We start from the raw sequence: 7,353 nt of genomic DNA on the forward strand, positions 1-7,353 counted from the left end.
GCGAGACAGGCGGAGCGGTAGCGGAGGAAGCGATTCGGCGCTCGCCCACAGGAAAGCAAGTAGCCTGCAACGGAAATCCATTTCTACCTTTCAATTGACTGTTTTGTTTTTCAACACTAAAGTTCTGTAATGAAAGCGAAGCGACAGTCACAAGGGTTTTAATAGAAAAGTTATTTCATCCGTTAATAACTACTAACATCAGGTCCTAGAAAGGGGAGGGATTTGCGTGCAAGTACCACGTATGGAGATGACACGTCAAGGTATCCAACTCCACATGAAAACGATTCCTGCTGAGCAGCGAATAGAGCAAAAGCCTGCTGATTTACAAATCGAACAACCAGCAGCCGTTCTAGAAATAAAAACGACTAGACCCACATTAAATATGGACAGAAGTAAATTTTTGGGGGATTTGGGGTTTAAAGAAATGGGCGTAGTCATAGCGGAATATGCGGATAAAGGACGTAAAGATTTACTTAGTGGGATTGCGCGTCGTGCTCAAGAAGGAAGGAAGTTGATGTTAAGTGCGGGAAAAGGACAGGGAGCACAGCCCATTCAGTCCATTGCAAAAGAAAACTACGGACCGAAACGACCTGGCCCATATAATATTAAATTTATCCCTTCTTATCAATCGATTAAAATACAATACAAACCTAGTAGTGTAGACATCCAGGTACAACCTCAAAAACCAAAAATTGATGTGATGATTCAAAAACCAATTCATGAATACACAAAAGGCAAAACACAAATCGATGTTTTACAATATCCATCAATAACGATTAATTGGACTATTTAAAGGAGAATTTGATGAAAATACAAACAGCTTACTGGAATGAACTTGAAATTAATGAAGCAGACATGATCTACTTTCAGCATGGGCTACCAGGATTTGAAGAAGAACGACAATTTGCCATGTTGCCCATCTCTGACGAAAGTATTTTTCAAGTGCTACAATCCGTCAAAACAAAGGAACTGGCATTCATTGTGACGAGTCCGTTTATCGCAGTGAAGGACTATAGCTTTGACTTAGAGGAAGCCACAATCGAAGCTTTACAAATTCAAGAGGTTCATGAAGTGGCTGTTCTAGGCATCGTGACTTTAAAGGATACATTAACGACTTCTACCATTAACTTAACAGCACCGATTGTTTTGAATACAACAAACAAACAAGCAAAACAGATTATTTTAGATAATAATGCATTTATGATTCGTCACCCATTAAACATCCCGAAAGAAGAGGGGTGAAGCTATGCTCGTACTATCAAGAAAAGTAGGGGAAACAGTATGGATTGGTGATGATATTGAAATCGTCATCACAGAGATAAAAGGTGACTACGTTAAAGTAGGTGTACGTGCCCCTAGAACAATCGATATTATTCGAGGAGAGCTACGTCATGATGTAAGTGAAGCAAACGTGGAAGCAGTCGCAAAGTCGATTGATTTTTTTAAGAATAAATAATGGAGAACCGTTAAACTGAAATGCTCCCCATTAGGTAGACAGATTAAAAAGTAAAATCTGTTTATCGATGGGGAGCTTTTATGTCTAATCAGAGATTTGCAACAGAGACAAAATTATTAGCGATTCAATATGTAGAGGAAAGTCTTTATACAAAAGAAGAAGTTTGTCGAATGTTTTCCGTTAATCTAAGTAGTTTAAGTGTTTGGCATACTAAATTTATTGTTGGTGGAGCTGAAGCACTTAATTCTACGCTAAAGAGGCCGAAGAGAAGGCTGTGGTAGATTATATATACATCCAGTAACTATACGATGTTAGAGGCGCTCTAAAAGTATGGGATTAGCGAATTATCGGTATCAAAAAGTTGTTGAAAATCTATATTAGTCATAGTGAAATAAAATATTTGGGTAAAGGAATGAGCCAAACTATGACGAAAGGAAGAAAAAAACTGTAGAAGAGCGCATTGAAATCGTGAAAGCTTGCCTAACGAACCGAAAAAATCACCAACAAGCGGCAGCTCAATATGAGGTGTCCTACCAGCAGGTGTATCAATGGGGACGTAAGTTTAAGTTGGACGGAGAGTATGTGTAAAAAAATGGATTAGCACGCAAATTTACTGCGGAAAAACCAAATTAAAAATGGTGTACAGATGTAATGGAATTTAAAAATGGTCCATATAAAAAAGCCAATTTAAGTGTGGCTAGATTTGTTTGATCAGTCAATTGTGTGCTATGTTTTAGGGCATTCGAATAACAATGGACTCGTATTAAATACCATCAAACCTGCAATTCGAAGGTTAGCTGAAGATGAATGTCCGATTTTACAGAGTGATCGTTTTTTTCAATATACCTCGAAACAGTTTAAGCAAATCATACAAGAAGCAAAAATAGTACATAGCATGTCGAGAGTAGGTCGCTGCAGCGATAACGGACCGAATGAAGCATGTTGGGGCACATTAAAAGTAGTGAAGTATTATTTATAGAAGTTTGAAGTTTGCGACGTATGAGGCACTAAAACACGCTCTTGATACCTATATCAAATTCAATAACAATAATCGTTCAAGAAACACTACACGGCTTGGATCCTTTAGAATACAGGAATCAAGCCGTTTAAAGCATTTTATTATTTCCACTGTCTACTTGACAGGGAGCAGTTTAAGCTACAGCAAGTTCTTTTTTGTTCACAGAATAACAATATTTTAGAATTCCTAAAAAATATTTTATAAAATGTCTTAAACAATTTGAACTTCAAACGATAATAATAGTGTAAGCAAGTGATACTAGCCCGGCCGGATAGCATCTCTTCTTCTAAATACATTGATCGCTCACAAGGACGTGAGCGAAAAAACATTCCAAGGAGGAACGTATTATGAGAATTAACACGAATATCGCAGCTTTAAACACACACCGCCAATTAACGAATGCAGCTAATGCCCAATCAAAATCAATGGAGAAATTATCTTCGGGCTTCGCAATTAACCGTGCTGCAGATGACGCAGCAGGTCTTTCAATTTCTGAAAAGATGCGTGCTCAAATTCGTGGTCTTGAACAAGCTGGAATTAACGCGCAAGATGGTATTTCTTTAATTCAAACAGCGGATGGCGCGCTAGGTGAAACACAAGAAATTTTAAAACGTATGCGTCAGTTAGCAACTAAATCGGCAGATGGAACAAAAACTGAGGATGACCGTCAAGCTTATCACAAAGAATTAGAGCAATTAAAAACTGAAATCGACCGAATTTCTGAATCGACAGAATTTAACACGAAAAAACTTTTAAACGGAGATTTAAGCAAAGACGGCTCTCTTAAAGTTGGCGGCAATGTTGTCGGTGTAGCGACTGTCGTTGGTGGTGAAAACCCTGTTACTGCTACTAAGTACCAAGTAAATGGTGGTACTACTGATTCTGGTACAGGACAAATAAAGATTGAAGGAGCTCAGACGTCTGCACTGAATGATGTCAAGCTTAGCTTCAAGCTAGGAGCCGATACGCAAGATCCTACAGCTTACTACGATGCAGACAAGAAAGAGCTTGTTATTACATTATCTGCTAAAATGGACTCTAATACCGATGCTAAACTACAAACAGCTATTGGTACAGCAATAAAATCTTCTGGTTTAGTTGAAAAGGCAAGTGATGGTAAGTATTATTACAAATCAACAGGCGATGAATTCCAAGATGATGGCTCAGACTTTAAATTTACTGGATTTGACACTAAAGTCACTGCAGCTACAGATAAAATTATTAAACAAGAACAAATTGATGAATTAAATAAATCATTAACATACCTAAATGGAGCAGCTGCTGTAACGGGAGCAGCAGGCTTCGCAGAAAAGTTCCAAATTGGTGATAAGCCTGGTGACACACTTACAATTGCATTTACGCAAATGAAAAATAAAGACGGAGATACTGTTAACGATTTATTAAATGGTTATACGTTTAAGTTTGTAGCTGGCAACCAATCTTACATCCAAACAGCTGTAGATGATCACGATAAAACGATTACAGTTGCCCTTTCTTCTGAAAAAACATTGAATACAGCTGATGATATTAAAAATGCATTAAAAGGCTTAGTTGTAAATGGTGTAGCATTAGATGATTCAAATATGACATTTACAGTAAATGGTACAGGTGACTTAGCTCCAGGTAAAGGCTTCGATGGAAGCAAATTCGCGAATCAAGGAAAAATTGATAATGACGGATTAACATTACAAATCGGCGCCAATAATGCTTCAGAACAACGCCTTAAGTTAAATATTGAAGACATGAGTGCAAAAGCTTTAGAAGTGAATAAAATTTCAGTTGCTACACAAAAAGGAGGAGCTGATGCGATTTCTGTAATCGATAAAGCATTAGCTGCTGTTTCAAGCCAACGTGCTACATTCGGGGCTGTACAAAACCGCTTAACTCACACAATTAAAAACTTAGAAACGACTGGTGAAAACTTATCGGCAGCGGAATCTCGTATTCGCGAAGTAGATATGGCGAAAGAAATGATGGAACAAACGAAAAATTCGATCCTTTCTCAAGCAGCACAAGCAATGTTAGCTCAAGCTAATCAGCAGCCACAAGGCGTATTACAATTATTACGTTAATTTTAAAAACACAAGGGACTCTAGCAATGCTAGGGTTCCTTTTTCATTCATTCAGAAGATCATTTACATACACCATTAAAATTATTATTACCTATCTAATTTTTTGCTGCAAACTGTAATCAATCATAAGGATTGACCGATAATAAAGGTAGCTTAATTGAAGGAGTGAATGATATGTCAACCAATCAAAAGAAACAACGAATGCTTGTACCGCAATATATGCAACATTTTTCTTGCATTGGCTCTGCCTGTGAGGATTCTTGTTGTATAGGGTGGAACGTTAATATAGACGAAGATACATATAAAAAATACAAAAGGTCGCGGAACGAAGAATTAAAGCCGTTATTTGAAGAAAATATAAAAAGACAGCGTTCTCGTACAACAAAAGACTCGTTTGCAAGAATAAAAATGGATAATAGCGGTAGATGTAGCTTCTTGTCGGAGGAAAATTTATGTAAAATACAATTGAACTTAGGAGAAGAATATTTATCGAATACTTGTACGATTTATCCGCGCATTCCGAAACGCGTAAATAATGTAATCGAGAAATCTGCTACGATGTCATGCCCGGAAGCGGCGAGATTAGCTTTATTAAATCCAGAGGGAATAGAATTTGACGAAATAGAAGAGCCGATGAATTCTCGCCAACTATTGATGCGAACGATCGATACGCAAGCATTACACGTTAGCAATAAGGTGGAAAAATATTTTTGGGAGTTACGTATATTTACGATCCAATTGTTACAAAATCGTGCGTACACATTAGATGAAAGAATCATTATTTTAGGACTTTTTTATCAAGAAATTCAAAAGCTTGTTGATGAAAAAAATATCCACGACATTCCAAGTAGTATTGCAAAATATATGAATTTAACGGCAGATAATACCTTGAAAAAGTGGATTGATGATATTCCGTCACAATTAGCGATTCAAATTAAGCTATGTAAGGAGCTCGTTGACTTCAGGTTCAATTACACTATTTCAGGTGCGCGTTATTTAGAGTGTTTAACTGAGGTGCTTAATGGTCTTCATTTTACTGAAGAAAATTCAATAGAAAATATAGAAATTCAATATCGCAAAGCAATGACGGGTTATTATAAGCCGTTTATGCAAGAGCATGAATACATTTTAGAAAACTATTTAGTAAATAATGTGTTCAAAAATTTATTCCCGCTTGAACAAAAAACGGTTTTTGAAGATTATGTAATGCTTGTTGTGCATTATGCGTTAATTAAGTTGCATTTAATCGGAATGTCGGGCTTTCATGAAGGGTTGACAACTGATTTAGTTATTAAATTAATCCAATCTTTTTCAAAAACAATAGAGCATAATAATATGTATTTAAACAGAATATTAAGTATTTTAAAAGCAAATGAAGTTACATCAATGTCTTATATGGCAATTCTGATAAAAAACTAGTGAGGGTGGAAGATGACAAATTTAAAAATAGAAGATATCCAATTAGTGCGGGAGTATTTAGCACTGTTAGAAACAGTTGAGGAAGGTTTAGCGTACGTTGTTGCTAGCTATTCTGATCTTATGAAAACCGAGAGCGATACAGTTTTAATGGATGTTTTACTTGCATTTTCAAGCATTATTCAAACGAATCAAGTCTTTGAGTCAATTTTTGAACAAGAAGGGGCCATTGTTAATTTGGTGCGTGATTTTAGTAATGTAACGAATTCCGCGTTCCAATTAGAAGAAAATTTATTGGATCGAAATATTAAATTTAGAATAGCAAAAGATAATATTACGCCATTGTTTAATGCTTGGAAAAAAGAGGCACAAGTCGTTTTAGGACCACTAGTTGCGCAATAAAGTTTGAATAGATGCATAGAAAATGCAAATATAAAGCCCGAATTTTCCGAAATAATGAATTGTAGGATTAAACAATCGAAGGAGTTTACGAGAGATATTGCGAAAATATCAATGATGTTGAGTCAAAGTCAAGTGTAGCAGGAGGCATCATTAGCAGTAATGAGTAGGGCAATGGGTGCAGCGCAGCAACAAGGAAATACAGTAGTACAGTTGATGGATAGAGCCAATGTGCAGCAATTGCAATATGCAGCGCAACCACATCTTGGTGGAAATATTGACATAAGTGTATAAGTGAATAAAATAATTGTGTGAAATGTAGAGGCTGGGACATAACTAGCTTCAATTAGTGAGAAATCCAAATTTGAATTCATTCAAATTTGGATTTCTCTATTTTTTATGTTGTCTCCATACCTAATGGCTGTGAATTTTCTTAAATTCACAGCCATTAATGCCAGACCTATTTCATTTTTAACCTTCGATTTTCCTCGAACAGAAAATCGAGTGAAACGCAAATTAGCTTTCAAGAATCCAAAAACTGGTTCCACATCAATTTTGCGTTGACGATAAATGGTACTCGTTTTTTCTTCTGAAAGCTTTGTTCTTACATATTCTTTTTGCTGTTCCCACTTCTCATTCACTATTAACTTACGATTATTTCCTTCTTTTGCTTTTGTACATAATGAACGAAATGGGCATTCGGAACAGTCTTCACATTCGTATACCTTAAACTCGCGCGTGAAATCATATTGATCCGTTCTCGTGGTACGATATTTAAATACAAGCTGTTGTTGGTTTGGACATGTGTATTGATCATTTTCTTCATCATAATCCCAGTATGCTGTATTGAATTCGTTTTGTTTATACTTTTTCTTTTGTTCTTTTAAATACAAGTTATACGTAATTAAGGCTTCTCGTTTACGATTCGAAAGGATATCATCATAATTTTGTTCGCTTCCATATCCAGCATCTGCGACGACGTGTTTTGGTAG

The 7,353-nt window shown here is 36.3% G+C and carries 9 protein-coding genes and 2 pseudogenes; 10 read left to right on the top strand and 1 reads right to left on the bottom strand.

Annotated features, from left to right (window positions below; genetic code table 11):
* The first annotated feature begins 226 nt into the window (after positions 1 to 226).
* The 10 genes and pseudogenes from ACEVFT_RS12175 to ACEVFT_RS12220 all read left to right on the top strand — a co-directional run.
* Positions 227 to 793 carry a DUF6470 family protein gene (locus tag ACEVFT_RS12175; protein WP_205441264.1) on the top strand — a complete coding sequence of 189 codons (567 nt, stop codon included), beginning with the start codon at positions 227 to 229 and terminating at the stop codon, positions 791 to 793.
* A gap of 11 nt (positions 794 to 804) precedes the next feature.
* Entirely contained in the window at positions 805 to 1,242 is a 438-nt protein-coding gene (fliW, locus tag ACEVFT_RS12180; protein ID WP_205441266.1) for a flagellar assembly protein FliW, read from the top strand.
* Between the two features lie 4 nt (positions 1,243 to 1,246).
* Positions 1,247 to 1,456, top strand: a complete 210-nt coding sequence (gene csrA, locus ACEVFT_RS12185) for a carbon storage regulator CsrA (protein ID WP_205441269.1) — start codon at positions 1,247 to 1,249, stop codon at positions 1,454 to 1,456.
* A gap of 80 nt (positions 1,457 to 1,536) precedes the next feature.
* On the top strand, positions 1,537 to 1,737 hold the full coding sequence (locus ACEVFT_RS12190; protein ID WP_205441272.1) for a hypothetical protein: 201 nt from the start codon (positions 1,537 to 1,539) through the stop codon (positions 1,735 to 1,737).
* Positions 1,738 to 1,912: 175 nt separating this feature from the next.
* A pseudogene (locus ACEVFT_RS12195) lies at positions 1,913 to 2,044 on the top strand (helix-turn-helix domain-containing protein); the annotation flags it as partial.
* Between the two features lie 103 nt (positions 2,045 to 2,147).
* Complete coding sequence (locus tag ACEVFT_RS12200; RefSeq protein WP_393950034.1) at positions 2,148 to 2,435, top strand: DDE-type integrase/transposase/recombinase; 288 nt, start codon at positions 2,148 to 2,150, stop codon at positions 2,433 to 2,435.
* 386 nt (positions 2,436 to 2,821) lie between these two features.
* The gene (locus ACEVFT_RS12205) at positions 2,822 to 4,546 is read left to right on the top strand and encodes a flagellin N-terminal helical domain-containing protein (RefSeq protein ID WP_393950036.1); all 1,725 of its coding nucleotides are present in this window, start codon (positions 2,822 to 2,824) and stop codon (positions 4,544 to 4,546) included.
* A gap of 174 nt (positions 4,547 to 4,720) precedes the next feature.
* Positions 4,721 to 5,965 carry a flagellin lysine-N-methylase gene (gene fliB, locus ACEVFT_RS12210; RefSeq protein WP_205441281.1) on the top strand — a complete coding sequence of 415 codons (1,245 nt, stop codon included), beginning with the start codon at positions 4,721 to 4,723 and terminating at the stop codon, positions 5,963 to 5,965.
* Between the two features lie 12 nt (positions 5,966 to 5,977).
* Positions 5,978 to 6,364 carry a DUF8042 domain-containing protein gene (locus ACEVFT_RS12215; protein ID WP_205441283.1) on the top strand — a complete coding sequence of 129 codons (387 nt, stop codon included), beginning with the start codon at positions 5,978 to 5,980 and terminating at the stop codon, positions 6,362 to 6,364.
* Positions 6,365 to 6,514: 150 nt separating this feature from the next.
* Positions 6,515 to 6,655 (top strand): annotated as a pseudogene (locus ACEVFT_RS12220) (putative motility protein); the annotation flags it as partial.
* Between the two features lie 80 nt (positions 6,656 to 6,735).
* Here the strand turns inward: ACEVFT_RS12220 and ACEVFT_RS12225 are convergent.
* Positions 6,736 to 7,353, bottom strand: a 618-nt coding sequence (locus ACEVFT_RS12225; RefSeq protein WP_393950038.1) for a transposase, incomplete at its 5' end; no start/stop codon positions are given.

It is taken from the genome of Lysinibacillus sp. PWR01, from assembly GCF_043359455.1.
Taxonomy (GTDB): Bacteria; Bacillota; Bacilli; order Bacillales_A; family Planococcaceae; genus Lysinibacillus; species Lysinibacillus fusiformis_F.